The organism is Pseudomonas sp. 05N431 (genome assembly GCF_056397005.1).
Map to the genome: position 1 here is coordinate 51,704 of NZ_JBFTMN010000016.1, position 24,434 is coordinate 76,137.

Consider the following 24,434-nt stretch of genomic DNA (forward strand, 5'->3'; position numbering starts at 1 on the left):
CCTGCGGCATCACACGATCCGTAGCAGCTGGCGCAGCCTGCGTTCGGCTGCGCAGCAGACGTAAACCCTGCAGCCACGGTTAAACCGAAAGACCGCGATATCCGAATTTACGACTGCTGCGCAGCCGAACGCAGCCTTCGGCAGCCGCTACACATTACGCTGGTTGTGCAGTGCCAAACGCCCCTTGGCGCAGCAACAGGATCACCAGCCCAAACGCCCCCGCCGCCATCAGCAACGGCAAGGCATGCCCGCTGATCCATTGACTGCCGGCACCGGCCGCCAGTGGGCCGATCAGGCATCCGATGCCCCACAATTGCGCAATGTGAGCGTTGGCTCGCACCAGTGCATCGTCGCGGTAGCGCTCGCCGATCAGAATCAGCGACAAGGTAAACAAGCCGCCGGCACTGGCGCCAAACAACACCCACAACGGCCAGATCAGCAAGGTTTCGAGCAACAGCGGAATCGCCAGGCTCGAGAGCATCAGGATGACTGCGCAACCGGCAAACAACGTACGCCGCGACAGTCGATCCGCCAGCGCACCAATCGGCAGTTGCAACAAGGCATCGCCGACCACCACGGTACTGACCATCGCCAGGGCGATTTCAGCGCTGAAACCCTGGCGCAGGCAATACACCGGCAGCAAGGTCAGGATCATCGCCTCGAACGCCGCAAACAGCGACACCGCCCAGGCAATCGCCGGCAGGCCACGGCAAAAGCTCAGCAAGTCGCTGAACGTCACGCTACAGGCTTCACTGCTCGGCGCGCCGCTACGCCCCAACAGCAACAACGGCGACGTCACCAGCAAACCGACACCGACCCAGAACCCGAAGTCGTTGTCGGTGCCCAACGCGCCCAACAGCAACGGACCAGACAGTTGGCTCAGGGCGTAACTGCTGCCATACAGCGCCACCAGTCGGCCGCGCCATTGCTCGACCACCAACTGGTTGATCCAGCTCTCGCCGAGGATGAACACAAGGGTCAGGATCACCCCGATCATCAGCCGCAGCACCAGCCAGACCGGATAACTTGGCAACAGCGCCAGCAAGCCGATGGAAAGCGCCCCCGCCCACAGGCACAGGCGCATCAAATTGGCCGTACCGAAACGTGCCGCCAGATGGCTTGAAACCTTGGCCCCCAGCAGCACGCCAATCGCCGGCATCGCCGCCATGACACCGATTGCAAACGAGCCATAACCCCAGCTTTCCAGTCGCAACGATACCAGCGGCATGCTGACGCCCAGGGCCAGGCCGACACTCAGGACAGAGGCCAATACGGCGAAATAAGTCGCCCAACGCATGTTCCACGCTCCTGTGGATAATTATTTTTTACAAACGGCACAAAACAAATGTGGGAGCGGGCTTGCTCGCGAAGAGGCCAGCACATTCAACATCAATGTTGACTGTTACACCGCCTTCGCGAGCAAGCCCGCTCCCACAAGGGATCTGCGTTGTATTGAGCCCCGAATGTGATCGGGGCCCTTTACAGGTTTACAGCTTGATCCAGGTCGCCTTCAGCTCGGTGTACTTGTCGAACGCATGCAGCGACTTGTCACGGCCGTTGCCCGACTGTTTGAAACCACCGAACGGTGCGGTCATGTCGCCGCCGTCGTACTGGTTGACCCACACGCTGCCGGCACGCAGGGCCTTGGCGGTCAGGTGACCCTTGGAGATATCCGAGGTCCAGACAGCAGCGGCCAAACCATACGGCGTGTCGTTGGCGATCCGGATCGCTTCCTCGACGCTGTCGAAGGTGATGACCGACAGCACCGGGCCAAAGATTTCTTCCTGGGCAATCTTCATGGCGTTGCTCACGCCATCGAAAATCGTCGGTTCAACGTAGGTGCCACCGGTTTCCTGAAGGATCCGCTTGCCGCCCGCCACCAGCTTGGCGCCATCGGCGTGCCCGGATTCGATATAGGACAGCACGGTGTTCATCTGTTGCGTGTCAACCAGTGCGCCGACGTTGGTGGCCGGATCCAGCGGGTTGCCCGGCTTCCAGGCTTTCAGGGCCTCGATCACCAGCGGCAGGAACTTGTCCTTGATCGAACGCTCGACCAGCAGACGGGAACCGGCGGTGCAGACTTCGCCCTGGTTGAACGCGATGGCACTGGCAGCGGACTCGGCCGCCGCTTGCAGGTCCGGCGCATCGGCAAACACGATGTTCGGGCTCTTGCCGCCGGCTTCAAGCCAGACGCGCTTCATGTTCGATTCGCCGGAATAAATCATCAGTTGCTTGGCGATCTTGGTCGAACCGGTGAACACCAGCGTGTCGACGTCCATGTGCAGGGCCAGCGCCTTGCCAACGGTGTGACCGTAGCCTGGCAGCACGTTCAGCACGCCTTTCGGGATACCGGCTTCAACGGCCAGCGCCGCGATACGGATAGCAGTCAGCGGGGATTTTTCGGATGGCTTGAGGATCACCGAGTTACCGGTGGACAGCGCCGGACCGAGTTTCCAGCAGGCCATCATCAGCGGGAAGTTCCACGGCACGATGGCGCCTACCACACCCACCGGCTCACGGGTCACCAGACCCAGTTGATCGTGCGGGGTAGCGGCCACTTCGTCGTAGATCTTGTCGATGGCTTCGCCGCTCCAGCTCAGCGCTTGCGCCGCGCCCGGAACGTCGATGTACAGGGAATCGCTGATCGGCTTGCCCATGTCCAGGGTCTCAAGCAGCGCCAGCTCTTCGGCATGCTGTTTGAGCAGGCCGGCGAAACGAATCATGGTGGCCTTGCGCTTGGCCGGTGCCAGGCGCGACCAGACGCCCGAGTTGAACGTGCTGCGAGCGTTTTCCACGGCGCGCTGGGCGTCGGCGGCATCACAGCTGGCGATCTTGCCCAGCAGACGGCCATCGACAGGACTGATGCAGTCGAACGTCTCGCCGGAGACCGCTGCGGTGTATTCGCCATTGATGTAGGCACGGCCTTCGATCTTCAGGTCGCGGGCGCGTTGTTCCCAGTCGGCACGAGTCAGGGTAGTCATACGAGAGTCCTCCTCTTATTGAATACGAGCGCCACGCGATCTACGCAGGCACCTACATAAATTCTGCCCGGCCAGTTTTCAATTCGGCCCAAGGCAACTGCCACCCTAAACCAGCGACCCCTCATGTTTCAATATATTTGACATAAGACCGGTAAACGGCCTTGCGATGTTCATTTTAATAAACATAGACTTTGATTTTCAGGCAATCACTGGGATTACAAGAATGAGCATCCAGGACATCGTCGACTTCAGCCAGGCCACCACAGCCGCCGAGCGCTACCGCCCGGACGCCACGAAAGTGCTCAAGGGCGATCCCGAGCAAGCGGTCTACAACCACTACAGCAGCCCGTGCGGTCAGTTGAACGCGGGCGTCTGGGAAGGAGAAATCGGGCAATGGGCGGTGAACTTCACCGAACACGAATACTGCGAAATCGTGCAGGGGGTTTCGGTGCTGCGTGACCACGACGGCAATGCCAAGACCCTGCGGGCGGGCGATCGTTTTGTCATCCCGGCCGGCTTCCGCGGCACCTGGGAAGTGCTGGAGCCGTGCCGCAAGATCTACGTGGCGTTTGAACAGAAGGCCTGAGGCTTTTCTGACCCCAACAAAAAAGGCCCGTATCTTGCGATACGGGCCTTTTTCTCAAGAGGGGAAAAATCAATTACTTGATTTTGCCTTCTTTGTAGATCACGTGCTTGCGAACAACCGGATCAAATTTCTTGATCTCGATTTTGTCCGGAGTAGTGCGCTTGTTCTTGTCGGTAGTGTAGAAGTGACCAGTACCAGCGCTCGAAATCAAACGAATCAATTCACGCATGATTAGCTCCCTTAGATCTTGCCAGCTTTGCGGATTTCGGCCAGCACGGCAGTAATGCCACGCTTGTCGATGATACGCATGCCTTTGGCAGATACGCGCAGACGCACGAAACGTTTCTCTTCTTCAACCCAGAAGCGGTGATGCTGCAGGTTCGGCAGGAAACGACGACGGGTTTTGTTGTTTGCGTGGGAAATGTTATTCCCAGTCACCGGACCCTTACCGGTAACTTGACAGACTCTCGACATGCCTCAGCCCTCTAAAACCACATGCCCAACCCGGCATGGGTTGGCCGCTTAATCTCTCAGTCATTTGGCGCCAGGCGCCGCGTTTCTTTAAGGGTCTTACCGGCTACACCTACAGTGAAGGAACCGGGCCCCTAGAAAAGAGCGCTGCTTTATACCAGAAAGACTAGAGAGCAACAACAATCGGTGTGCATTGAATTAACAAAACCCCTATTTTTCGGGCTCCGAGCGCCTTGGACAAAGGCTGTCGTCGATGGCGACCGCTCGTCGCAGAAAGCCGGCCAACAGGCCAATCCAGGGTTTTCCTTGGGCAGTACCCACCGAAAACAATCGCACATAGTCCACTTAAAATGAAAAAGGGGATAGTCATTTGTAAAAGAGCCCACTAGGGTAAGCCTTTTCCAGACTGCACTCGCAGATGGGCCTTCGATCTGCACAGGAATTCACACATGCGCCTCGCTGCCCTACCGTTGTTGCTCGCCCCACTCTTGCTGAGCCCATTGGCCCAGGCTGCCGCTTTAAGCGTCTGCACCGAGGCCAGCCCGGAAGGGTTCGATGTCGTTCAATACAACTCGCTGACCACCACCAACGCTTCGGCCGACGTGCTGATGAACCGTCTGGTGGATTTCGATACCGCCAGCGGCAAAGTCGTCCCCAGCCTGGCCGACAGCTGGGAAGTGTCGGCCGATGGCCTGACTTACATCTTCAAGCTGCATCCACAGGTGAAGTTCCACCACACCGAGTACTTCACCCCTACCCGCGATCTGAACGCCGAAGACGTGAAATTCAGCTTCGAGCGCATGCTCGACCCCGCCCACCCTTGGCACAAAGTCGCCCAGAGTGGCTTCCCTCACGCTCAATCGATGCAATTGCCTGCGCTGATCAAGAAAATCGACGCGCTGGACCCGCTGACCGTGCGCTTTACCCTGGACCACCCCGACTCGACCTTCCTTGTCACCCTGAGCATGGGGTTTGCCTCGATCTACCCGGCTGAGTATGCCGACCAGTTGCTCAAGGCCGGCACGCCCGAGAAACTCAACAGCCAGCCAATCGGCAGCGGCCCGTTCATCTTCGGGCGCTTCCAGAAAGATGCGTCGATTCGCTACAAGGCCAACCGCGACTACTTTGCCGGCAAACCGGCCGTGGACAGCCTGGTGTTCGCCATCACCCCGGACGCCAACGTGCGCTTGCAAAAACTGCGGCGCAACGAGTGCCAGATCGCCCTGTCGCCCAAACCGCTGGACGTGCAGGCCGCAGCCCAGGACCCGACCCTGAAGATCGAGAGCACGCCGGCGTTCATGACCGCGTTCGTGGCCATCAACAGTCAGCATCCGCCGCTGGATAAACCCGAAGTCCGCCAGGCGATCAACCTCGCCTTCGACAAGGCCAACTACCTCAAGGCCGTTTTCGAGGACACCGCGCAAGCCGCCAACGGTCCGTACCCGCCCAACACCTGGAGCTACGCCAAGGACTTGCCGGGCTATCCGAAAGACATCGCCAAGGCACGCGCACTGCTGGCCAAGGTCGGGCTCAAGGAGGGTTTTCAAACCACGATCTGGACCCGCCCTTCCGGCAGCCTGCTCAACCCGAACCCAAGCCTTGGCGCCCAGCTGTTGCAGGCGGACCTGGCTGAAGTCGGGATCCAGGCGGAAATCCGGGTGATTGAATGGGGCGAGCTGATTCGCCGCGCCAAGGCCGGCGAACACGACCTGCTGTTCATGGGCTGGTCCGGCGACAACGGTGACCCGGATAACTTCCTCACGCCACAGTTCTCCTGCGCAGCGGTCCAGTCCGGGACCAACTTCGCCCGCTACTGCGACCCTGGCCTGGACAAAGTCATCAGCGCCGGCAAGACCACGACCGAACAGGGTGTGCGCAGCAAGCTTTACGAACAGGCCCAGACGCAGATCCAGCAACAGGCGCTGTGGCTGCCACTGGCGCACCCGACCGCCTACGCATTGACGCGCAAGGACGTTCAGGGCTACCAGGTCAGCCCGTTTGGCCGTCAGGACTATTCCAAAGTCAGCCTCAAGTAATAGCGTCACCGCAAAACCTGTGGGAGCGAGCTTGCTCCGGGCGGCGATCCGACGATGACGGACTTTCAGCCAACATCATTGTTGAATGTTAAACCGCTATCGCGAGCAAGCTCGCTCCCACATGGATTTACCTGGCTGCGCTACCCCGCTCACATCCACCCGTACTCGGCCATCGACAGCGGATCGCCGTCGCCGACGATGAAATGGTCGAGTACCCGCACATCGATCAGGTCCAGCGCCTCTTGCAGGCGCTTGGTCAGCGCTCGATCCGCCTGACTCGGCTCGGCACTCCCTGACGGATGGTTGTGGCACAGGATCAACGCCGCAGCGTTGTGCGCCAGTGCACGCTTGACCACCTGACGCGGGTAAACGCTGGCACTGTCGATCGAGCCGCGAAACAGTATCTCGAACGCCAGCACCCGATGCCGGGAGTCCAGAAACAGGCAGCCAAACACCTCATGCGGCTCATGGCGCAACATCGCCTTCAGGTAATTGCGCACTTCGATCGGGCTCTTGAGCACCGAGTCGCGACGCAAGCGTTCTGCCAAATGCCGCCGCGCCATCTCCAGTACTGCCTGCAATTGGGCAAACTTTGCCGGCCCCAGCCCAAGCTGACTGCCGAATGTCTGCTGATCGGCCTCCAGCAACGTGCGCAGGCTGCCGAATTGATGCAACAGGTGTCGCGCCAGATCGACCGCGCTTTTACCGGCCACTCCAGTTCGTAGAAAGATGGCCAGTAACTCGGCATCCGAAAGGCTCGCCGAACCCTGCTCCAAAAGCTTCTCCCGCGGGCGCTCTGCCGCCGGCCAATCGCGAATGCTCATAGCACCTCCATGTGTGTGGGCGCCGCTGTTCCGTTGCGGTCGCTGTGATATCGTAGTCCATCTTTTTTGCGGGCGATTTCACCCTGGGGAGGGGTTTCGCCACGTAGTCATCAATGAATTGAAAGGCAGGCCTATGCAGCGGCTGTATCGGAAACGCATCGTTCTCGGCGTCGGCGGCGGCATTGCCGCCTACAAGAGCGCTGAGCTGGTTCGCCGACTCATTGACCAGGGCGCCGAAGTGCGCGTGGTCATGACCCGTGGCGGCAGCGAGTTCATCACCCCGCTGACCATGCAGGCACTCTCCGGGCACCCGGTCCACCTGGACCTGCTGGACCCGGCGGCCGAAGCTGCGATGGGCCACATCGAGCTGGCCAAATGGGCTGATCTGGTGCTGATCGCGCCGGCCACCGCCGACCTGATCGCACGCCTGGCCCAAGGCATCGCCAATGACCTGCTGACCACCCTGGTACTGGCCACCGACGCCACCGTCGCGCTGGCGCCGGCGATGAACCAGGCCATGTGGCGCGACCCGGCCACCCAGGCCAACACCCAATTGCTCGAAAGCCGTGGCTTCAAGGTCTTCGGCCCGGCGTCCGGCAGCCAGGCCTGTGGCGACGTCGGCATGGGCCGCATGCTCGAAGCCGACGATCTGGCGCAGTGCGCCGCCGATTGCTTCCAGCGTCAGGCGCTGACCGGCAAACACGTGCTGATCACGGCCGGTCCGACCCAGGAAAACATCGACCCGGTGCGCTACATCACCAACCACAGCTCCGGGAAAATGGGCTTTGCCCTGGCCGAAGCCGCGGTTGAAGCCGGCGCACGGGTGACCTTGATCACCGGCCCCGTGCACCTGCCGACCCCGGATCGCGTCACACGGATCGACGTGGTCAGCGCCCGTGACATGCTCGCCGCCTGTGAAGCCGCGATCCCTTGCGACCTGTTCATCGCGTCTGCTGCGGTCGCGGACTATCGCCCGGAAGTGGTCGCCCCACAAAAACTCAAGAAAGACCCTACGAACGGCGACGGCTTGTTGCTACAAATGGTCCGCAACCCAGACATTCTGGCGACCATTGCCACACGCCCCGACCGTCCGTTCAGTGTCGGTTTCGCCGCCGAAACCGAACACCTGCTCGACTACGCTGCACGCAAGCTGAAAGACAAGAACCTCGACCTGATCGTCGCCAACGACGTGGCCAACCCGAGCATTGGCTTCAATAGCGAGGAAAACGCTTGCAGCGTGATCGACCGGGAGTTGCACGCAACACTCTTCGCCCAGACCAGCAAGGGCAAAATCGCCCGCCAGCTGATCACTTTTATCGCCGAACGTCTGAACCAGGTTTAATTCGCATGCACGCTTTACAAGCCAAGATCCTCGACCCACGCATTGGCCGCGAATTCCCGCTGCCGCAGTACGCCACGCCCGGCTCCGCCGGCCTCGACCTGCGGGCGATGCTGGAACAGGACACCGTCATCAAGCCGGGTGAAACCCTGCTGATCCCGACCGGCCTGTCGGTGTACATCGGCGATCCAGGCCTCGCCGCACTGATCCTGCCACGCTCGGGCCTTGGCCATAAGCACGGCATCGTGCTGGGCAACCTGGTCGGGCTGATCGACTCCGATTACCAGGGCCCGTTGATGGTCTCCTGCTGGAACCGCGGCCAGACCGACTTCAACATCGTGGTGGGTGAACGTCTTGCCCAACTGGTGCTGGTGCCGGTGGTTCAGGCGCATTTCGAGATGGTGGAAGAGTTCGTCGAGACCCAGCGCGGCACCGGTGGCTTCGGTCATTCCGGCAGCCACTGATACAACAAGGCCCCATGTGGCGAGGGAGCTCGCTCCCGCTGGGCTGCGCAGCAGACCCCAAAATTTCGTGGGCGCTACGCACCCAAGCGGGAGCTAGCTCCCTCGCCACAATGTTTATGCAGTCTCACTTGCAAGGTTCACCGCGAAAATCAAGGCATGAGCCGGCTTTCATGAGTGTCATGGCCCTTTCGCACCACGAACTCTCTGTGGAAAACGCCGTCATATCCTTCAGTTTGAGCCTGTCGACACGTTGTTCGCAGGCAGGTTCCGCCACTTTCGAAATGGAGCATTCCCACAGATGAGCAACGCAGCCCGAGTCGCACCCACGTTCCCCGACAGCATTTTTCGCGCCTATGACATTCGTGGCGTCGTCCCGGAAACCCTGACCGCTGAAACCGCTTATTGGATCGGTCGTGCCATTGGTTCCGAAACGCTGGCCAAGAACGAGCCGAACATCTCCGTGGGTCGTGACGGTCGCCTGTCTGGCCCGGAATTGGTCGAGCAATTGATTCAGGGCCTGTACGACAGCGGTTGCCACGTCAGCGACGTCGGCCTGGTGCCAACCCCGGCGCTCTATTACGCGGCCAACGTGCTGGCCGGCAAGTCCGGTGTGATGCTCACCGGCAGCCACAACCCGTCGAACTACAACGGCTTCAAAATCGTCATCGCCGGCGACACCCTGGCCAACGAACAGATCCAGGCCCTGCATGACCGCCTGAAAACCAACAACCTGAGCAGCGGCAAGGGCAGCATCACCAAAGTCGAGATCCTCGACCGCTACACCACCGAAATCGTCCAGGACATCAAACTGGCCCGGCGCCTGAAAGTGGTGGTCGACTGCGGCAACGGTGCCGCCGGCGTTATCGCGCCTCAGTTGATCGAAGCACTGAACTGCGAAGTGATCCCGCTATTCTGCGATGTCGACGGCAACTTCCCGAACCATCACCCGGACCCGGGTAAGCCTGAAAACCTGGTGGACCTGATCGCCAAGGTCAAGGAAACCAAGGCCGACCTGGGCCTGGCTTTCGACGGTGACGGCGACCGCGTCGGCGTGGTGACCAATACCGGCGACATCGTCTTCCCGGACCGCCTGCTGATGCTGTTCGCCAAGGATGTGGTTGCACGCAACCCGGGCGCCGAGATCATCTTCGACGTCAAATGCACCCGTCGCCTGACCCCGCTGATTAAGGAATACGGTGGCCGTCCGCTCATGTGGAAAACCGGTCATTCGCTGATCAAGAAGAAGATGAAACAAACCGGCGCCCTGCTCGCAGGCGAAATGAGCGGGCACATCTTCTTCAAAGAGCGCTGGTTCGGTTTCGACGACGGCATTTACAGCGCCGCGCGGCTGCTGGAGATCCTCAGCAAGGAAAAATCCAGCGCGCAGGCGCTGTTCGAGACCTTCCCGAACGATATTTCTACGCCAGAAATCAATATCCATGTGACCGAAGAGAGCAAATTCAGCATCATTGATGCACTGCACGATGCCCGTTGGGGCGAAGGCGCCGAACTGACCACCATCGACGGTGTGCGAGTCGACTACGCCAAAGGCTGGGGCCTGGTTCGCGCGTCCAACACCACACCGGTGCTGGTCCTGCGTTTCGAGGCCGATAACGACGCCGAACTGCAGCGCATCAAGGACGTGTTCCACACCCAACTGAAACGTGTTGCACCTGACCTCCAACTACCATTTTGATTTTTTGAAGCGCCTTTTATTGAAGTGCCGGAGCCCCGAATGACCATCGAACGCGAAGCCGCCGCCAACACCGCCAAGGTCCTGTCCGAAGCGCTGCCTTACATTCGCCGCTATGTCGGCAAGACCCTGGTGATCAAATACGGCGGCAACGCGATGGAAAGCGAGGAGCTGAAAACCGGCTTCGCCCGCGACATCGTGCTGATGAAAGCCGTGGGCATCAACCCGGTGGTGGTTCACGGTGGCGGCCCGCAAATCGGCGACCTGCTCAAGCGCCTGTCGATCGAGAGCCACTTCATCGATGGCATGCGCGTCACTGACGCACAGACCATGGACGTGGTGGAAATGGTCCTCGGCGGCCAGGTGAACAAGGACATCGTCAACCTGATCAACCGTCATGGCGGCAGCGCCATCGGCCTGACCGGCAAAGACGCCGAGCTGATTCGTGCGAAGAAGCTCACCGTGACCCGTCAGACGCCTGAGATGACCCAACCGGAAATCATCGACATCGGCCAGGTGGGCGAAGTGGTCGGGATCAACACCGACCTGCTGAACCTGCTGGTCAAAGGCGACTTCATCCCGGTGATCGCACCGATCGGTGTCGGCGCCAACGGCGAGTCGTACAACATCAACGCCGACCTGGTGGCCGGCAAGGTTGCTGAAGCACTGAAAGCTGAAAAGCTGATGCTGCTGACCAACATCGCTGGCCTGATGGACAAATCCGGCACGGTCCTCACCGGCCTGAGCACCCAGCAGGTTGACGAACTGATCGCCGACGGCACCATCTACGGCGGCATGCTGCCGAAGATCCGTTGCGCGCTGGAAGCCGTACAGGGCGGCGTCGGCAGCTCGCTGATCATCGATGGCCGGGTGCCGAATGCGATTCTGCTGGAAATCTTCACCGACACCGGTGTGGGCACCCTGATCAGCAATCGCAAGCGTCCATAAGCAACACACACAAAAAGACCCCGCTCAGCCTGACTGAGCGGGGTCTTTTTTTTTGCCTGAATTCCCTGTGGGAGCGAGCTTGCTCGCGATAGCGGTCTTTCAGTCACATCAATATTGAATTTGAAGGCCTCATCGCGAGCAAGCTCGCTCCCACAGGTGACGTGTGGTTATACGCCGAACTGTGCGCGGTAGGCTTCAACCGCAGGCAAATGCTGCTTGAGCTGTGGATCGTCAGCGAGGAATTCCAGCACCTGATTCAGCGAAACGATGCTGATCACCGGAATACCGAAGTCACGTTCCACTTCCTGGATTGCCGACAATTCACCGTTGCCACGCTCCTGACGGTTCAGCGCGATCAGCACGCCGGCCGCCTTGGCGCCGTCCTGGGAAGCGATGATCTGCATCACTTCACGGATGGCGGTACCGGCAGTGATCACGTCGTCGATGATCAGCACGTCGCCGGTCAATGGCGCGCCGACCAGGCTGCCGCCTTCGCCGTGAGCCTTGGCTTCCTTGCGGTTGAAGCACCATGGCAGATCGCGGTCATGGTGCTCAGCCAGTGCCACGGCGGTGGTCGCCGCCAAAGGAATGCCTTTGTACGCAGGGCCAAACAGTACGTCGAACGCGATGCCGCTCTCGACGATGGCTGCCGCGTAGAAACGACCCAGCTGCGCCAGCGCAGAACCCGAGTTGAAAAGGCCGGCATTGAAGAAGTAAGGACTGGTACGCCCGGACTTCAGGGTGAACTCACCGAAGCGCAAAACGCCGCGATCGATGGCAAAACGAATGAAGTCGCGCTGATACGCTTGCATGAAAAAAACCCCAAATACCACGGATTTAGCTAATTAGGTAGACGCCGTGTATCATACACGCACGCGATTTTTGGGGCCATTTATGCGGATCATCAGTGTGAACGTCAATGGTATTCAGGCTGCAGTCGAGCGTGGTTTGCTCAGTTGGCTGCAGGCACAGAATGCCGACGTCATCTGCCTGCAGGACACCCGCGCCTCCGCCTTTGAACTGGACGATCCAGCCTTCCAACTGGATGGCTACTTCCTTTATGCCTGCGATGCCGAAGTCCCCGCCCAAGGTGGCGTGGCTTTGTACTCGCGGTTGCAACCGAAGGCTGTCATCAGCGGTCTCGGTTTCGAGACGGCCGACCGCTACGGGCGCTACCTGCAAGCCGATTTCGACAAGGTCAGCATCGCGACCTTGCTGCTCCCTTCGGGGCAGAACGGCGATGAAGACTTGAACCAGAAGTTCAAGCTAATGGACGATTTCGCCCGTTATCTGGATAAACAGCGACGCAAACGTCGCGAGTACATTTATTGTGGCTCGCTGTACGTGGCGCAACAGAAGCTGGATATCAAGAACTGGCGCGATAGCCAACAATCCCCGGGCTTCCTGGCGCCAGAGCGTGCCTGGATGGACGAGATTGTCGGCAACATGGGGTATGTCGATGCCCTGCGCGAAGTCAGCCGTGAAGGCGATCAGTACAGCTGGTGGCCAGACAACGAACAGGCTGAGATGCTCAACCTGGGCTGGCGTTTCGACTACCAGCTGCTGACCCCGGGCCTGCGCCGCTTTGTCCGCAGCGCTCGCTTGCCACGTCAGCCGCGGTTCTCGCAGCACGCGCCGCTGATCGTGGACTACGACTGGACGCTGACGATCTAAGCGTCTTTTCGCAGCCGCAAAAAAGCCGACAGAGATGTCGGCTTTTTTGTGTCCACTGATTTTCTAGTGTGGGAGCGAGCTTGCTCGCGATGAGGCAATCACATTCAACACATGCGTTGCCTGTCAGACCGCTATCGCGAGCAAGCTCGCTTCCACAAAGGAATCCTCACCGACCATTACTTGATCGGCCGCCAGGTGAAGGGGTAACGGTAAGCCACGCCCTCATTGGCCTTGACGCCGCCAATGATGGTCAGCACCACCGCCGCGATCACCAGCAAGCCAAACAGCGGGATGCCGATCAATACGAACATCAGCGGGATACAGATCGTGGCCGCCACCGCCACGGTGATCTGGAAATTCAGCGCTTCCTTGCCCTGCGCGTCGATGAACGGGTCCTGCTCGCGCTTCATCTGCCACAGGATCAGCGGCCCGATCAGGCTGCCGAACGGAAACCAGTAGCCGAGAAACGCCGACAAATGACAGAACATCGCCCATTGCCTGACTTCCTGGCTCGGTGCGGGTGCGGGTAGCTGGTCGTCATTCATGGCGCTCTCCTTATCCTGGAATGAGTTCGAATAGTCAGTCGGCCAACGCAGCGTTCTGCAGATCGAAAATATCGTTCATGCCTTTCTTCGCCAGCTCCAGCATCGCGTTCAGCTCTTCAGGCTGGAACGGCGCGCCTTCAGCGGTGCCCTGCACTTCGATGAAACCACCGGTGCTGGTCATCACCACGTTCAGGTCGGTCTCGGCAGCCGAGTCTTCCAGGTAGTCCAGATCCAGCACTGGCTCGCCCTGGTACATGCCCACCGAAACGGCAGCAATCATCTGCTTGAGCGGGTCACCGCCTTTCAGGCCGCCGCGTTTCTTGATCACTTTCAAGGCGTCGACCAGCGCAACCATGGCGCCGGTGATCGAGGCAGTACGCGTACCGCCGTCGGCCTGGATTACGTCGCAGTCGACGTACAAGGTCACGTCGCCCAGCTTGGACATGTCCAGCGCAGCGCGCAGGGAACGACCGATCAGACGCTGGATCTCCAGCGTACGGCCGCCTTGCTTGCCTCGGCTCGCTTCACGCTGGTTACGCTCGCCAGTGGCGCGCGGCAGCATGCCGTATTCGGCGGTCAGCCAGCCTTGGCCCTGCCCCTTGAGGAAGCGCGGCACGCCGTTTTCGACGCTGACGGTGCAGATCACCTTGGTATCACCGAACTCGACCAGTACAGATCCCTCGGCGTGTTTGGTGTAGTTGCGGGTAATGCGGATCGAGCGGAGCTGATCGGCAGCGCGACCACTTGGACGTTTCATAGAGGAACACCTGTACGGAGGACGGAAATCTGCCGAGCATTATAGGGCGAGCGGGCGCGCCTGGGCACTTCTAAAAAACCCGGGCGACGAGCGAGGGCTCTGAACCGCGCCTTGCGACGACCTGCTGCGCTTTGTCACACGCGCCATTTGGGAGCATCCGCCGCACTGCGCTACAATCCTGCGCCTTTGCAGCCTGTGGGCTTTAATTCATCTAATCAGGTCCGTTGAGCCCGCAGGGTTCGGCGCCGGCCTGAATCGCGAGGTACCTCCATGGTGCACAGCATGACCGCCTTCGCCCGCGTCGAAAAAGCCGGCAGCCAGGGCACCCTGAGCTGGGAGCTGCGCTCGGTCAACAGCCGCTACCTGGAACCGCACCTGCGCTTGCCAGAGTCCTTTCGTGACCTCGAAGGCAACGTGCGCGAAGCACTGCGTCAGGGCCTGTCACGCGGCAAGCTCGAATGCACACTGCGCTTCACCGAAGAAACCGCTGGAAAACCGCTGCAAGTCGACCGCGAGCGCGCCGCGCAACTGGTCGCTGCCGCCGAGACCGTCGCCAGCCTGATCAAGAATCCTTCAGCCCTCAACCCGCTGGAAGTGCTGGCCTGGCCTGGCGTGCTGGTCGCTGACGCAAGCGACCCGCAAGCGCTCAACGCCGAGGCGCTGACCCTGTTCAATGAAGGCCTCAAGGAACTCAAGGCTGGCCGCGAGCGCGAAGGTGCGGAGCTGGCCCGACTGATCAACGAACGCCTGACGTCCATTGAAGAAGACGTGGTGATCCTGCGCGAACTGGTTCCGCAGATGCTCGCCACCCAGCGTCAGAAGGTGCTCGACCGCTTTGCCGACATGAAGGCCGAGCTCGACCCGCAGCGCCTGGAACAGGAAATGGTCATGCTCGCGCAAAAAAGCGACGTCGCCGAAGAACTGGACCGCCTGAGCACCCACATTATTGAAGTTCGCCGCGTGCTCAAGTCCGGCGGCGCTGCCGGCCGGCGCCTCGACTTCCTGATGCAGGAGCTCAACCGCGAAGCCAATACACTGGGCTCCAAAGCCTTCGACCCGCGCAGCACCCAGGCTGCGGTCAACCTCAAAGTGTTGATCGAGCAGATGCGCGAACAAGTGCAGAACATTGAGTAAGGCAACAGACATGACCCACAGCACCGGCACCCTGTACATCATTTCCGCCCCATCGGGTGCGGGCAAGAGCAGCCTGGTCAAGGCGTTGACTGACGCCAACCCGGAGATCCGCGTATCGATTTCCCACACCACTCGCGCCATGCGCCCGGGTGAAGTGGACGGCGTGAACTATCACTTCGTGACCCGCGAAGAGTTCGTGAAGATGGGCGAGCACGGCGACTTCCTCGAGCGCGCCGAAGTCTTCGGCAACTTCTATGGCACCTCACAAAGCCGCCTGCAGCAAACTCTGGATGAAGGTCACGACCTGATTCTGGAAATCGACTGGCAAGGCGCCGAGCAAGTGCGCAAGCTGATGCCGCAAGCCCGTTCGATCTTCATCCTGCCGCCGTCGCTGCAAGCATTGCATCAGCGCCTGACCAACCGCGGCCAGGACAGCGACGAGATCATTGCCGGCCGGATGCGCGAAGCCGTCAGTGAAATGAGCCACTACGTCGAGTACGACTACCTGATCATCAACGACGATTTCGCCCACGCGCTGGACGATCTGAAGGCGATTTTCCGCGCCAATCAGCTGCAACAGAAACGCCAACAGGTGCGTTTCGGCAAATTGCTGGCTGAACTGCTCGGTTAAACAGCTCTTCCCAAAACCGCCGCAAGGGCTTTACATTGGCACTTGCAGCGCGTTGAAGAGCTTGGTTAAAAAATCAGCGCTTCCCTAATCGCTGGTGATTTTTTAAACTGTTGAGTCCGCTCGCCCAACCGGGCAGCGCGCATATTGCATTCGCTCCGAGGAATACCATGGCCCGCGTAACCGTTGAAGACTGCCTAGAACACGTGGAAAACCGCTTTGAGCTGGTCATGCTCTCTACCAAGCGTGCCCGTCAACTGGCCACCGGCGGCAAAGAGCCTCTGGTCCAGTGGGAAAACGACAAACCTACCGTTGTGGCCCTGCGTGAAATCGCTGAAGGCCTGATGAGCTACGAGTTCATCGCCAATGCTGAAATCGTCGAAGACGAACCGCTGTTCGCAGCGTTCGAGGACGAGTCCAACGAGGCCGTCTAAGTCCATGCCTGGTCGACGTAGCACGGCGCGGGGTCACAGCCATCGGCAGGAGTCATCATGCCGAGCATAGACGCCCTCGCCGAACGCTTATCGACCTACCTCGGCAACGACCAGGTCAACCTGGTCCGCCGAGCGTACTTCTACGCCGAACAAGCCCACGACGGCCAGCGCCGCCGCAGCGGCGAGGCGTACGTCACGCACCCGTTAGCGGTCGCGAACATTCTTGCCGACATGCACATGGACCATCAGAGTTTGATGGCCGCGATGCTGCATGACGTGATCGAAGACACCGGCATTGCCAAGGAAGCGCTCTCTGCGCAGTTTGGCGAAACCGTGGCCGAACTGGTCGACGGGGTCAGCAAACTGACCCAGATGAACTTCGAGACCAAAGCCGAAGCCCAAGCCGAAAACTTCCAGAAAATGGCCATGGCCATGGCGCGCGACATTCGCGTGATCCTGGTGAAACTGGCCGACCGCCTGCACAACATGCGCACGCTGGAAGTCCTGTCCGGTGAAAAACGCCGGCGGATCGCCAAGGAAACCCTGGAAATCTATGCGCCCATCGCCAACCGGCTGGGCATGCACGCCATCCGCGTAGAATTCGAAGACCTCGGCTTCAAGGCCATGCACCCGATGCGTTCCGCGCGGATCTACCAGGCGGTCAAACGCGCCCGGGGCAACCGCAAGGAAATCGTCAACAAGATCGAAGAATCCCTCAGCCACTGCCTGGCCATCGACGGCATTCAGGGCGAGGTCAGCGGTCGCCAGAAACACCTCTACGGCATCTACACGAAAATGCGCGGCAAGCGCCGGGCCTTCAACGAGATCATGGACGTCTACGCGTTCCGGATCATCGTCGACAAGGTCGATACCTGCTACCGCGTGCTGGGTGCTGTGCATAATTTGTACAAACCGTTGCCGGGCCGCTTCAAGGATTACATCGCGATTCCCAAGGCCAACGGCTATCAGTCGCTGCACACCACGCTCTTCGGCATGCACGGCGTACCGATCGAGATCCAGATCCGCACCCGTGAAATGGAAGAGATGGCCAACAACGGCATCGCCGCCCATTGGCTGTACAAATCCAGCGGCGACGAGCAGCCAAAAGGCACTCACGCCCGCGCCCGCCAATGGGTCAAGGGCGTGCTGGAAATGCAGCAACGCGCCGGCAACTCGCTGGAATTCATTGAAAGCGTGAAGATCGACCTGTTCCCGGACGAGGTCTACGTGTTCACGCCAAAAGGCCGGATCATGGAGCTGCCAAAAGGCTCCACGGCGGTCGACTTCGCTTACGCGGTACACACCGACGTCGGCAACAGCTGCATCGCCTGTCGGATCAACCGTCGCCTGGCGCCGCTGTCCGAACCGCTGCAAAGCGGCTCGACGGTCGAGATCGTCAGCGCTCCGGGCGCACGGCCGAACCCGGCCTGGCTCAACTTCGTGGTCACCGGCAAGGCCCGCACGCATATTCGTCACGCGCTGAAACTACAGCGCCGCTCCGAGTCCATCAGCCTCGGCGAACGCCTGCTGAACAAGGTGCTCAATGGCTTCGACAGCTCGCTGGAAAAAGTCCCGGCCGAGCGCATCAAGGCGATGCTCAACGAATACCGCCTCGAACTGATCGAAGACCTGCTTGAAGACATCGGCCTGGGCAATCGCATGGCCTACGTCGTCGCCCGCCGCCTGCTCGGCGAAGGCGAACAGTTGCCAAGCCCGGAAGGTCCGCTGGCGATTCGCGGCACCGAAGGCCTGGTACTCAGTTACGCCAAGTGCTGCACGCCGATCCCGGGCGACCCGATTGTCGGCCACCTGTCCGCTGGCAAAGGCATGGTCGTGCACCTGGACAACTGCCGCAATATCAGCGAAATCCGCCACAACCCGGAAAAATGCATCCAGCTCTCGTGGGCCAAGGATGTCACCGGCGAATTCAATGTCGAACTGCGCGTCGAGCTGGAACACCAGCGCGGCCTGATTGCCCTGCTGGCCAGCAGCGTCAACGCCGCGGACGGCAACATCGAAAAAATCAGCATGGACGAACGCGACGGTCGTATCAGCGTGGTCCAACTGGTGGTCAGCGTGCACGACCGTGTACACCTGGCCCGCGTGATCAAGAAACTGCGCGCCTTGACCGGGGTGATTCGCATCACCCGCATGCGTGCCTAGCTCGTCCATACAGCCCCCCAATTACAAGGAGTCATACATGACCAAGACTGTTATCACCAGCGACAAGGCCCCGGCCGCCATCGGTACTTACTCCCAGGCGATCAAGGCTGGCAACACCGTCTACATGTCCGGCCAGATCCCGCTCGATCCAAAAACCATGGAACTGGTCGAAGGCTTCGAAGCCCAGACCGTCCAGGTGTTCGAGAACCTCAAAGCCGTGGCTGAAGCCGCTGGCGGTTCGTTCAAGGACATCGTCAAACTGAACATCTTCCTCACCGACCTGAGCCACTTCGCCAAGGTCAACGAGATCATGGGCAAATACTTCGACCAGCCTTACCCGGCGCGCGCCGCCATCGGCGTGGCGGCCCTGCCAAAGGGTTCGCAGGTTGAAATGGATGCCATCCTGGTCATCGAGTAATACGCACGGCGCAGCCTCTCGGGCTGCGCCGACTTCGTTCTGTAAGGATCTCCTCATGCGCAAAGCGCTAGCTCTCTCGTTGCTCGCGGTGTTTCTCGGTGGCTGTGCCAGCAACCCTGCCGACCGCGACATCAGTGGCACCTGGATCAACCAGTCGGCAATCGATGCGGCGGCCAAGGGCGGCCCGCTGCGCGAAGCACTGCAAGCCTATGGCCCGAACCTGGAGTGGGACGTCAACACCAAGGCCGGCCAGGCGCGATACACAAACGGCTTCGAGAACGTCGAAGGCAAAATGCTCGGCGGGAAATCCGATGCCTGGAAAGTCGAGTTTTATGGCAGCGCTGCCACCGAATTGAAGCGCGACGGCAAACACCTGCAGCAAGTGGCCAACGACAACGAGCCCGAGCAACTGTTTGACCGCGCCAAAGACATCGCCCCCGAAGGCGCGCCGATTGGTGCCAGCTTCGAGCGTGCGCTGTACTCAGCCTACCTGGGCGGTAGCTGGAAGATCGTCAACGGTCCTGGCGAAGGCAGCACCGTGCAGTTCCAGGCCGATGGTGCCGTTCAAGGCCTGCCCGGTGCTGACCGTTACGCGCTGTGCCTGGCGGGCGACTGCGCCTCCATGAGCGGCGGCCACGACACCGTCTGGCTGCAACTGAGCGGCCAAGGCAACCCGTGGATCTTCACCCGCAATGGCAAACAGATGGAGATCTTCCAGGCAGTCAATGGCGCCCAGGCGGACGAAGTCCCTTCGTTCACCCCTGGCAATCGCCAATGGACACTGGAAAAACAGTGATCCTGCTCTAGGGTCACCAAAGAACCAATGTGGGAGCGAGCTTGCTCGCGATAGCGGTGTAACAGCCAACATAGATGTTGGATGTTATGGCCTCATCGCGAGCAAGCTCGCTCCCACAGTTGTTTTGTGGTGTTTGAAAGTCAGCTGCGGCCTTCAAGAATCGCTGCATAGCCTTCGCGAAAACTCGGATAGCGCGGCGTCCAGCCCAGCGCTTTAGCGCGGGCGTTGCTGCAACGCTTGCTGCCCGTACGGCGCACGCTGGCATCCTCCGACCATTCGGTCACCCCAAGGTACTCGCGCAACCAACCCACCACATCGGCCAACGGCGCGGGCGCGTCGTCGACACCGATATAGCAATCATCCAGCGCCTCGTCGCGTTCGGCACGCAGCAACAGGAACGCCAACAACCCGGCCGCGTCATCCACATGAATCCGGTTGGCGTACAGCGGCGGATCAACCGCGACGCGATAGCCCTGCCGCACCTGACTCAACAGCCACTCACGGCCCGGGCCGTAAATGCCGGTCAGGCGCACCAGACTCGCAGGAATGCCGCTGTTTAACGCGATCTGCTCGGCCTCCAGCATCACTCGCCCGGAATAGCCGGCCGCTTGAGTAGGCGATGTTTCATCGATCCACTCACCATTCTGCTGCCCGTACACACTGCTGCTGGAGACAAACAGCAAGCGCTTCGGGGCCTGACCGTAGTCGTTCAGCCATTCCAGCACATGCTGCAAGCCCTGGACATAAGCGGCGCGGTAACCGGCTTCATCGTGATCGGTGGCGGCCGCGCAATACACCAGGTAATCCACCGCACCGATGGGCCAGGTCGCCGGGCAGTCTTCATTGAACAAGTTGCCGGCAACGCCAATAACGCCCTCGGGCAGGCGCGAGATGTCACGCCGCAAGCCATGAACCTCCCACCCCGAGGCCAACAGTTGAGTGGCCAGACGGCCGCCGACATCGCCACAACCGGCGATCAAAACAGAAGGCGCGGACATCAAAAATCTCCCATCAGAAAGGTACAGGCTAGCCTTGGTATCGGATACGTAGCTAGCAATCAAAGAAAAAAAGAGACTCTATTGCTTTTGTTAACAAGAATTACTTGCAATAATGCCCGCCACTTTTGTTCTCGGCCCACGAGGCCTGGAAGGACATTAAACCCTCTTTTCTCTCAGGTCCGGCCAGCATGACACGTAATCCACTCTCCGCTTCGCCAACCACACTTGCTCGTCCCACTCGCGCCCTGAGCGCGGTCGCCGCGCTGCTGTTCAGCCTGCTGCTGGCCCCGACCGCTGCGTTCGCCGATGAGCCGGCTACCGCCACCGCACCGGCTGCAACAGCCTCCGTGCCAGCCGTTCATGCAAACGCTGACCATGCTGCCCCGGTCGTGACACCCGTCGCCACCGAAGACGCTGCCGCTGACGCACCTGAAGTCCTCGAAGCCGACAATTCCCTGGGCATGGCTCACGACCTGTCGCCGTGGGGCATGTACCAGAACGCCGATATCATCGTGAAAATCGTGATGATCGGCCTGGCCATCGCCTCGATCATCACCTGGACTATCTGGATCGCCAAGGGCCTTGAGTTGCTGGGCGCCAAGCGTCGTCTGCGCGGTGAAATCGCCAGCCTGAAAAAAGCCACCACCCTTAAAGAAGCCAGCGCCAGCGCGGCCAAGGAAGGCACCCTCGCCAACCTGCTGGTCCACGATGCACTGGAAGAAATGCGCCTGTCGGCCAACAGCCGTGAAAAAGAAGGCATCAAGGAACGCGTCAGCTTCCGTCTCGAGCGTCTGGTGGCCGCCTGCGGCCGCAACATGAGCAGCGGCACCGGCGTGCTGGCCACCATCGGTTCCACCGCGCCGTTCGTGGGTCTGTTCGGCACTGTGTGGGGCATCATGAACAGCTTCATCGGTATCGCCAAAACCCAGACCACCAACCTCGCCGTCGTCGCCCCCGGCATCGCCGAAGCCCTGCTGGCTACTGCGCTGGGCCTGGTAGCCGCGATTCCTGCGGTGGTCATCTACAACGTCTTCGCCCGCTCCATCGCCGGTTACAAGGCCCAGGTGTCCGATGCTTCAGCGCAAGTCCTGCTGCTGGTCAGCCGCGACCTCGATCACCTGCCGCCCGAGCGCATCCCTTCGCAACCGCACATGGTCAAAGTAGGGTAATCCGCCATGGGCTTGCATTTAAAGGAAGGCGCGGACGACGATCTCGCCGAGAACCACGAAATCAACGTCACGCCGTTCATCGACGTGATGCTGGTGCTGCTGATCATCTTCATGGTCGCCGCCCCGCTGGCCACCGTGGACATCAAGGTTGACCTCCCCGCCTCGACCGCCAAACCGGCGCCGCGGCCAGAGAAGCCGGTGTTCCTCAGCGTCAAGGCTGACCAGCGCCTGTACCTGGGCGAAGACGAAGTCAAAGCCGAAACCCTCGGCGCGACCCTCGATGCGCGAACCCACGGCAAGAAGGACACGACCATCTTCTTCCAGGCCGATAAAGGCGTGGACTACGGCGACCTGATGCACGTGATGGACACCCTGCGGGCCGCCGGCTACCTGAAAGTCGGCCTGGTCGGACTTGAGACGGCAGCCAAGAAATGATCACGACGCGCCAAAAGCTGACGCGTTACGGCGGTAGCCTGGTCGTGGTGCTGGGCGTCCATGCGGTCGCGATTCTGCTCGCGCTCAACTGGAAGTCTTCACCGCCCGTCGAGCTGCCGCCGATGGCGATGATGGTCGAGTTGGCGCCGCTTCCGGCACCACCGCCACCGGCACCGCCCAAGGTCGTGACGCCGCCGCAGCCACCGACCCCGGTCGAAGAGCTGCCGTTGCCGAAACTTGCGGAAGCGCCAAAACCGACGATCTCGGTGCCCAAGCCGGTCAAACCCAAGCCCAAGCCTCAACCGCCCAAGCCGGTGGAGAAAAAGCCCGAGCCGCCTAAGGAAAAACCGGCCGAGGAAAAACCCAGCGACACACCGCCGACCAACACTCCGACGGAGAAATCCGCGCAACCTGCCCCAGGCCCATCGCCAGCGCAGACTGCGGCCAAGGAAAGTTGGCAAGGCACACTGCTGGCGCACCTGGCCAAGTACAAGAAGTACCCGCCAGCGGCCCAATCGCGTGGCAAGGAAGGCCTGAACCGTCTGCGCTTCGTGGTCGACGCTGAAGGCAACGTGCTGTCTTACGAGTTGGTCGGTCGCTCCGGCAACGCCGATCTGGACCGGGCCACCCTGGAAATGATCCGCCGCGCCCAGCCACTGCCCAAGCCACCGGCTGGCATGCTGAACAACGGCTCGATCGAAATCGTCGCACCGTTCGTGTACTCGCTGGAAAAACGCCGCCGCTAAGACACCACTGATCCCCTGTGGGAGCGAGCTTGCTCGCGATGAGTCCATAACATTCAACATCTTCGTTGACTGTTACACCGCTATCGCGAGCAAGCTCGCTCCCACAAGGTTATGCAGCAGCCAGAAAGGCACCGAAAGGTGCCTTTTGCATATCCGCCAGCGCCAAACATGCATTGCCCAGTGTCGCGCGCAGCCCTCAGTCTGATAACGTACGTCTATCGATTGCAGCCGTTATGCTTGGCCGCATCATCATGGACGCCCGCTATGACCCTCACAGAATTACGCTACATCGTTACCCTCGCCCAAGAGCAGCATTTCGGCCATGCGGCCGAGCGTTGCCACGTCAGCCAGCCGACCTTGTCGGTGGGCGTGAAAAAACTTGAAGACGAACTCGGTGTGCTGATTTTCGAGCGCAGCAAAAGCGCGGTGCGCCTGACCCCGGTTGGCGAAGGCATCGTCGCCCAGGCCCAGAAAGTCCTTGAACAGGCCCAAGGCATTCGCGAACTGGCCCAGGCCGGCAAAAACCAGCTGACCGCCCCGCTGAAAGTCGGCGCGATCTACACCGTCGGCCCGTACCTGTTCCCGCACCTGATTCCACAACTGCACCGGGTCGCCCCGCAGATGCCGTTGTACATCGAAGAAAACTTCACCCACGTGCTGCGCGACAAACTGCGCAACGGCGAGCTCGACGCGATCATCATCGCCCTGCCGTTCAACGAAGCCGACGTGCTGACCCTGCAACTCTACGACGAACCGTTCTACGTCCTGATGCCGGCCCAGCACCCGTGGACCGAAAAAGAATCCATCGACGCCAGCCTGCTCAACGACAAGAGCCTGCTGCTGCTCGGCGAAGGTCACTGCTTCCGCGACCAAGTGCTCGAAGCCTGCCCGACTTTGGCCAAGGGCAACGACGGCGCCAAGCACACCACCGTCGAATCCAGCTCGCTGGAAACCATTCGGCACATGGTCGCCTCCGGCCTGGGCATCTCGATCCTGCCGCTCTCGGCCGTCGACAGTCACCACTACTCGCCCGGCGTGCTCGAAGTGCGTCCACTGTCGCCGCCAGTGCCGTTCCGCACCGTGGCCATCGCTTGGCGCGCCAGCTTCCCGCGGCCGAAAGCAATTGAAATCCTCGCTGACTCGATCCGCCTGTGCTCGGTGGCCAAGCAGCCAGCGGTTGCGGGTTAAGCGTTAG

The 24,434-nt window shown here is 60.5% G+C and carries 25 protein-coding genes and 1 pseudogene; 17 read left to right on the plus strand and 9 right to left on the minus strand.

What is annotated here, in order from left to right:
- Positions 1–154: 154 nt before the first annotated feature.
- Both AC1DIG_RS23235 and AC1DIG_RS23240 read right to left on the minus strand, forming a co-directional pair.
- The gene (locus AC1DIG_RS23235) at positions 155–1,297 is read right to left on the minus strand and encodes an MFS transporter (protein ID WP_477769190.1); all 1,143 of its coding nucleotides are present in this window, start codon (positions 1,295–1,297) and stop codon (positions 155–157) included.
- A gap of 190 nt (positions 1,298–1,487) precedes the next feature.
- Entirely contained in the window at positions 1,488–2,981 is a 1,494-nt protein-coding gene (locus tag AC1DIG_RS23240) for an aldehyde dehydrogenase (RefSeq protein ID WP_477769191.1), read from the minus strand.
- A 223-nt stretch (positions 2,982–3,204) separates the two neighbouring features.
- Here AC1DIG_RS23240 and AC1DIG_RS23245 point away from each other — a divergent pair, with 223 nt between their 5' ends.
- Positions 3,205–3,567: a cupin domain-containing protein gene (locus tag AC1DIG_RS23245; RefSeq protein WP_477769192.1), complete on the plus strand. Its 363-nt coding sequence runs from the start codon at positions 3,205–3,207 to the stop codon at positions 3,565–3,567.
- Positions 3,568–3,640: 73 nt separating this feature from the next.
- On the opposite strand, the gene rpmG is transcribed toward AC1DIG_RS23245, so the two are convergent.
- Both rpmG and rpmB read right to left on the minus strand, forming a co-directional pair.
- The gene (gene rpmG / locus AC1DIG_RS23250) at positions 3,641–3,796 is read right to left on the minus strand and encodes a 50S ribosomal protein L33 (protein ID WP_007894709.1); all 156 of its coding nucleotides are present in this window, start codon (positions 3,794–3,796) and stop codon (positions 3,641–3,643) included.
- A gap of 11 nt (positions 3,797–3,807) precedes the next feature.
- Positions 3,808–4,041, minus strand: coding sequence for a 50S ribosomal protein L28 (rpmB, locus tag AC1DIG_RS23255; protein WP_034147715.1), 234 nt, complete (start codon positions 4,039–4,041; stop codon positions 3,808–3,810).
- A 446-nt stretch (positions 4,042–4,487) separates the two neighbouring features.
- On the opposite strand from rpmB, the gene AC1DIG_RS23260 reads away from it, so the two are divergent.
- Positions 4,488–6,074, plus strand: coding sequence for an ABC transporter substrate-binding protein (locus AC1DIG_RS23260; protein ID WP_477769193.1), 1,587 nt, complete (start codon positions 4,488–4,490; stop codon positions 6,072–6,074).
- Positions 6,075–6,223: 149 nt separating this feature from the next.
- On the opposite strand, the gene radC is transcribed toward AC1DIG_RS23260, so the two are convergent.
- Entirely contained in the window at positions 6,224–6,898 is a 675-nt protein-coding gene (gene radC, locus AC1DIG_RS23265; RefSeq protein WP_477769194.1) for a RadC family protein, read from the minus strand.
- 133 nt (positions 6,899–7,031) lie between these two features.
- On the opposite strand from radC, the gene coaBC reads away from it, so the two are divergent.
- The 4 genes and pseudogenes from coaBC to argB all read left to right on the plus strand — a co-directional run bounded on the left by coaBC (position 7,032) and on the right by argB (position 11,342).
- The gene (coaBC, locus tag AC1DIG_RS23270; RefSeq protein ID WP_103314725.1) at positions 7,032–8,240 is read left to right on the plus strand and encodes a bifunctional phosphopantothenoylcysteine decarboxylase/phosphopantothenate--cysteine ligase CoaBC; all 1,209 of its coding nucleotides are present in this window, start codon (positions 7,032–7,034) and stop codon (positions 8,238–8,240) included.
- A 5-nt stretch (positions 8,241–8,245) separates the two neighbouring features.
- A complete protein-coding gene (gene dut, locus AC1DIG_RS23275; RefSeq protein ID WP_216744360.1) occupies positions 8,246–8,701 on the plus strand; it encodes a dUTP diphosphatase in 456 nt (151 codons plus the stop codon).
- A 292-nt stretch (positions 8,702–8,993) separates the two neighbouring features.
- A pseudogene (locus AC1DIG_RS23280) lies at positions 8,994–10,397 on the plus strand (phosphomannomutase/phosphoglucomutase); the annotation flags it as partial.
- A gap of 39 nt (positions 10,398–10,436) precedes the next feature.
- Complete coding sequence (argB, locus tag AC1DIG_RS23285; protein ID WP_054594649.1) at positions 10,437–11,342, plus strand: acetylglutamate kinase; 906 nt, start codon at positions 10,437–10,439, stop codon at positions 11,340–11,342.
- A 167-nt stretch (positions 11,343–11,509) separates the two neighbouring features.
- Here the strand turns inward: argB and pyrE are convergent, their stop codons facing one another.
- Complete coding sequence (gene pyrE / locus AC1DIG_RS23290; RefSeq protein ID WP_008030591.1) at positions 11,510–12,154, minus strand: orotate phosphoribosyltransferase; 645 nt, start codon at positions 12,152–12,154, stop codon at positions 11,510–11,512.
- Between the two features lie 82 nt (positions 12,155–12,236).
- Here pyrE and AC1DIG_RS23295 point away from each other — a divergent pair, with 82 nt between their 5' ends.
- Positions 12,237–13,016 (plus strand): exodeoxyribonuclease III, encoded by a 780-nt coding sequence (locus AC1DIG_RS23295; RefSeq protein WP_003176915.1) that lies wholly within the window; start codon positions 12,237–12,239, stop codon positions 13,014–13,016.
- A gap of 176 nt (positions 13,017–13,192) precedes the next feature.
- On the opposite strand, the gene AC1DIG_RS23300 is transcribed toward AC1DIG_RS23295, so the two are convergent.
- Both AC1DIG_RS23300 and rph read right to left on the minus strand, forming a co-directional pair.
- On the minus strand, positions 13,193–13,561 hold the full coding sequence (locus AC1DIG_RS23300) for a DUF4870 domain-containing protein (protein ID WP_123581097.1): 369 nt from the start codon (positions 13,559–13,561) through the stop codon (positions 13,193–13,195).
- Positions 13,562–13,595: 34 nt separating this feature from the next.
- Positions 13,596–14,318, minus strand: coding sequence for a ribonuclease PH (gene rph / locus AC1DIG_RS23305; RefSeq protein WP_054594651.1), 723 nt, complete (start codon positions 14,316–14,318; stop codon positions 13,596–13,598).
- 270 nt (positions 14,319–14,588) lie between these two features.
- On the opposite strand from rph, the gene AC1DIG_RS23310 reads away from it, so the two are divergent.
- The 6 genes from AC1DIG_RS23310 to AC1DIG_RS23335 all read left to right on the plus strand — a co-directional run bounded on the left by AC1DIG_RS23310 (position 14,589) and on the right by AC1DIG_RS23335 (position 19,891).
- The gene (locus tag AC1DIG_RS23310; RefSeq protein ID WP_477769195.1) at positions 14,589–15,452 is read left to right on the plus strand and encodes a YicC/YloC family endoribonuclease; all 864 of its coding nucleotides are present in this window, start codon (positions 14,589–14,591) and stop codon (positions 15,450–15,452) included.
- A gap of 10 nt (positions 15,453–15,462) precedes the next feature.
- Complete coding sequence (gmk, locus tag AC1DIG_RS23315) at positions 15,463–16,083, plus strand: guanylate kinase (RefSeq protein ID WP_065258181.1); 621 nt, start codon at positions 15,463–15,465, stop codon at positions 16,081–16,083.
- A gap of 167 nt (positions 16,084–16,250) precedes the next feature.
- A complete protein-coding gene (gene rpoZ, locus AC1DIG_RS23320; RefSeq protein ID WP_003177259.1) occupies positions 16,251–16,514 on the plus strand; it encodes a DNA-directed RNA polymerase subunit omega in 264 nt (87 codons plus the stop codon).
- 57 nt (positions 16,515–16,571) lie between these two features.
- On the plus strand, positions 16,572–18,677 hold the full coding sequence (spoT, locus tag AC1DIG_RS23325) for a bifunctional GTP diphosphokinase/guanosine-3',5'-bis pyrophosphate 3'-pyrophosphohydrolase (RefSeq protein ID WP_477769196.1): 2,106 nt from the start codon (positions 16,572–16,574) through the stop codon (positions 18,675–18,677).
- Positions 18,678–18,714: 37 nt separating this feature from the next.
- Positions 18,715–19,095 (plus strand): RidA family protein, encoded by a 381-nt coding sequence (locus AC1DIG_RS23330; RefSeq protein ID WP_003229509.1) that lies wholly within the window; start codon positions 18,715–18,717, stop codon positions 19,093–19,095.
- A gap of 55 nt (positions 19,096–19,150) precedes the next feature.
- Positions 19,151–19,891 (plus strand): hypothetical protein, encoded by a 741-nt coding sequence (locus AC1DIG_RS23335; RefSeq protein ID WP_477769197.1) that lies wholly within the window; start codon positions 19,151–19,153, stop codon positions 19,889–19,891.
- Positions 19,892–20,031: 140 nt separating this feature from the next.
- Here AC1DIG_RS23335 and AC1DIG_RS23340 read toward each other — a convergent pair whose 3' ends face one another.
- A complete protein-coding gene (locus AC1DIG_RS23340; protein ID WP_477769198.1) occupies positions 20,032–20,889 on the minus strand; it encodes an NAD-dependent epimerase/dehydratase family protein in 858 nt (285 codons plus the stop codon).
- Positions 20,890–21,077: 188 nt separating this feature from the next.
- Here AC1DIG_RS23340 and exbB point away from each other — a divergent pair, with 188 nt between their 5' ends.
- From exbB to AC1DIG_RS23360, 4 genes are all read left to right on the plus strand, one after another.
- Positions 21,078–22,058, plus strand: a complete 981-nt coding sequence (exbB, locus tag AC1DIG_RS23345) for a tonB-system energizer ExbB (RefSeq protein ID WP_477769199.1) — start codon at positions 21,078–21,080, stop codon at positions 22,056–22,058.
- Between the two features lie 6 nt (positions 22,059–22,064).
- A complete protein-coding gene (gene exbD / locus AC1DIG_RS23350) occupies positions 22,065–22,493 on the plus strand; it encodes a TonB system transport protein ExbD (protein ID WP_477769200.1) in 429 nt (142 codons plus the stop codon).
- Complete coding sequence (locus AC1DIG_RS23355) at positions 22,490–23,239, plus strand: energy transducer TonB family protein (protein ID WP_477769201.1); 750 nt, start codon at positions 22,490–22,492, stop codon at positions 23,237–23,239. The genes exbD and AC1DIG_RS23355 overlap by 4 nt, the downstream gene beginning before the upstream one ends.
- A gap of 264 nt (positions 23,240–23,503) precedes the next feature.
- On the plus strand, positions 23,504–24,427 hold the full coding sequence (locus AC1DIG_RS23360; protein WP_429538814.1) for a hydrogen peroxide-inducible genes activator: 924 nt from the start codon (positions 23,504–23,506) through the stop codon (positions 24,425–24,427).
- The last annotated feature ends 7 nt before the right edge of the window (positions 24,428–24,434 follow it).